At 66.5% G+C, this 2,481-nt stretch carries 2 protein-coding genes; both read left to right on the forward strand.

All coding sequences use genetic code 11. The annotated features are described in order from the left end of the window. The first annotated feature begins 153 nt into the window (after positions 1–153). Positions 154–1,530 carry a Mu transposase domain-containing protein gene (locus AXK60_RS25195; protein WP_068575355.1) on the forward strand — a complete coding sequence of 459 codons (1,377 nt, stop codon included), beginning with the start codon at positions 154–156 and terminating at the stop codon, positions 1,528–1,530. Further along, entirely contained in the window at positions 1,527–2,363 is an 837-nt protein-coding gene (istB, locus tag AXK60_RS25200) for an IS21-like element helper ATPase IstB (protein ID WP_068575356.1), read from the forward strand. The genes AXK60_RS25195 and istB overlap by 4 nt, the downstream gene beginning before the upstream one ends. The last annotated feature ends 118 nt before the right edge of the window (positions 2,364–2,481 follow it).

The raw sequence follows: 2,481 nt of genomic DNA on the forward strand, positions 1-2,481 counted from the left end.
GTCCGTVCGGTGACTGCGCTCGTTGATTCTCCCCAGTTCTGCTAACTGAATCTCCCCACTTGTGTGCACCCGCCAAGTAATGGGCGGGGCCTCCCCGTGATGCTGGTGGTCTCTGACCACGCACCAGCCCTTCGAGGGAGGCCCCGCTCGTTCATGCTCACACAAGGAGAGACCGTGGAAGCACATGCTCTGCGCAAGCAGGGGTGGACGATCTCAGCGATCGCCCGTCATCTGGGACGGGACCGTAAGACCGTCCGCAACTATCTCAACGGGGTCACCGAGCCGGGTGTCCGCCACCGGGACGAGGACCCGTTCGAGCCGTTCGCCGAGTACGTCACCAGCCGCTTGCTCGAGGACCCGCATCTGTGGGCGCAGACCCTGTTCGACGAACTCGTCGAGATGCGGTTCAAGCAGTCGTATTCGTCGCTGACCCGGCAGATCCGGGACCGTGGCCTGCGCCCGGTGTGCCCGCAGTGCACGACCGCGGTGAACCGTCCGAACGCGGTGATCGAGCACCCGCCAGGCGAAGAGACGCAATGGGATTGGTTGGATCTACCCGATCCGCCAGCGGCGTGGGGGTGGGGCAAGACCGCGCACCTGTTGGTTGGAACGTTGTCGTGTTCAGGGCGGTGGCGAGGTTACCTCGCCCCGAATACGACACGCCCGCAGGTGATCGCCGGCCTGGACCGGATCACCCGCCGGCTCGGTGGGGTGACCCGCAACTGGCGGTTCGACCGGATGGCCACGGTCTGCCACCCCTCCAGCGGGGAGCTGAAGGCCGAATTCGCTGCGGTCGCCAAGTATTACGGTGTCTCGGTCAAGATCTGTCCACCACGTTCGGGGCACCGCAAAGGCGTTGTGGAGGGCGAGAACCGGAGCATCGCGCAACGCTGGTGGCGGACCCTGCCCGACGAGCTGACCGTGGAGCAGGCCCAAGCGTCCCTGGATGAGCACTGCCGAGTCCGCGTCGATACCCGGATGCGCGCCACCAAAGACGGCCGCAGCTCGGTGCTGACCGTCGCCGCCAGCGAACCCCTACGCCGGCCTCCTGCGGCGCCGTATCCCGCGGTCCTGTCGGAGCCGAGGAAGGTCTCACGGCAGGCCCTGGTGGCGTGGCGGGGCAACCAGTACTCGGTGCCGCCGGAGCTCGCGATGGGAGAGGTCACCGTCACCGAACGGCTCGGCGACAGTCATATCGACATCGCCACCGTTTCGGGGATCGTCATCGCCCGGCACCGCCTCGCCGCCCCGGGCACCGGGGCGCAGGTCCGTGACACGGTGCATGTGACCGCGCTCAACGCAGCGGCGATGGCAGCAGCAGCCAATTCCGGCGATGGGCGGCCGCACCGCAACAAGGAGCGGATCCCACCCGGTGAACGCTCCCGGGCAGCGGCGCAATGCCTGCGCGAGAACAACTCCCACACCCCCAGTCGACCAACCGCTCAACCGATAGCCGCATCCGATGATGCCGTCGTGATCGATCTCGCCGCCTATGAGGCGGCCGCACAGAACAGGAACACCCTCGGATGACCACCACCAGCAACCGCACCAGCAGCGCCGGCAGCAGGGGCTCTGCGGCGTCGTTGTATCAGCAGCTACGAGGGCACCTCGCGGTCCTCAAGCTCGACGCCGCCGCCGCGGCACTCCCCAGCGTGTTGGAGACCGCGACCGCCGAGAAGTGGACCATGACAGCAACATTGGAACATCTACTCAAAGTCGAAGTCGACGCCACCGAAGCCCGCCGACTGGCCGGCCGGATGCGATTCGCGTGCCTGCCGACCGGTGCGACCCTCGCTGATTTCGACTTCGATGCCGCCCCCGGCCTCGACCAAGCCCTGATCCGCGAGCTCGGGACCTGTGCCTACCTCGAATCCGCGACGAACGTGATGCTCGTCGGACCACCCGGCACCGGGAAAACCCACCTCGCGGTCGGGCTCGCGCATGCCGCAGTGCACGCCGGATACCGCACCTACGTCACCACCGCCGCCGACCTGGCCGCCCGCTGCCACAAAGCGGCGATCGAAGGCCGCTGGTCGACGACCATGCGGTTCTTCGCTGGCCCGACGCTGCTCGTCATCGACGAACTCGGCTACCTCCCCTTGCCCGCCGAAGCCGCATCAGCGTTGTTTCAGGTTGTCGCGCAACGGTATCTGAAAACATCGATCGTCATCACCACCAACCGATCGGTCTCCGAATGGGGCGAAGTCCTCGGCGACACCACCGTCGCCGCGGCCATGCTCGACAGGCTCCTACACCGCTCCGTCGTCCTCAAACTCGACGGCGACAGCTACCGACTACGAGACCACCACGCCCGCAACGAAACCCACCGCACAGCAATCGCACCCAGCCGCCGACCGCTATAATCCGACCGCACCCAGGTGAGGAATTTCAATGAGCATCACTGGGGACTTTCGATGAGCCTGATCACCGGCAMYCCAGCACGTCCTACGAGTGGTCCAACGCCGTTCATCGCGGCGTGGG

This window comes from Tsukamurella pseudospumae (assembly GCF_001575195.1).
Taxonomy (GTDB): Bacteria; Actinomycetota; Actinomycetes; order Mycobacteriales; family Mycobacteriaceae; genus Tsukamurella; species Tsukamurella pseudospumae.

Excerpts from the sequence above, each read along its gene's own strand:
- AXK60_RS25195 (WP_068575355.1), top strand. The coding sequence starts at position 154 with ATGCTCACACAAGGAGAGACCGTGGAAGCACATGCTCTGCGCAAGCAG.
- istB (WP_068575356.1), top strand. The coding sequence starts at position 1,527 with ATGACCACCACCAGCAACCGCACCAGCAGCGCCGGCAGCAGGGGCTCT.